The following is a 366-nucleotide window of genomic DNA, read 5'->3' on the forward strand; positions in this document are numbered from 1 at the left end:
GGGTCTCGCGGCCCAGCATCAGGAACTGCTCAAACTCGGTGTGTCTGCCGATCGTATTTACACCGACAAGGGCTTCACCGGCACGCACGGGGAAAGGGCCGGCCTTGACCATGCACTGGCGGCTGTTGGTTGTGGCGATACTTTGGTCGTACCAAAGCTTGATCGACTGCCCCGCTCAGTCCCTGATGCACGGCTTATTGGCGACAGCCTGGCATCCCGTGGCGTGAAGCTTCAACTTGGGAACAGTATTCACGATCCGACTGGTCCAATGGGCAAGTTGTTCTTCAACAGTCCCTGATGCACGGCTTATTGGCGACAGCCTGGCATCCCGTGGCGTGAAGCTTCAACTTGGGAACAGTATTCACG

1 pseudogene is annotated in these 366 nt (G+C 57.4%); it reads left to right on the forward strand.

Going from position 1 to position 366, the window contains the following annotated elements:
• Nucleotides 1-289 (forward strand): annotated as a pseudogene (locus KP705_RS19410) (recombinase family protein); the annotation flags it as partial.
• Nucleotides 290-366 lie beyond the last annotated feature (77 nt).

This window comes from Gluconobacter sp. P1D12_c (genome assembly GCF_018812105.1).
GTDB classification, from domain to species: Bacteria; Pseudomonadota; Alphaproteobacteria; order Acetobacterales; family Acetobacteraceae; genus Gluconobacter; species Gluconobacter oxydans_A.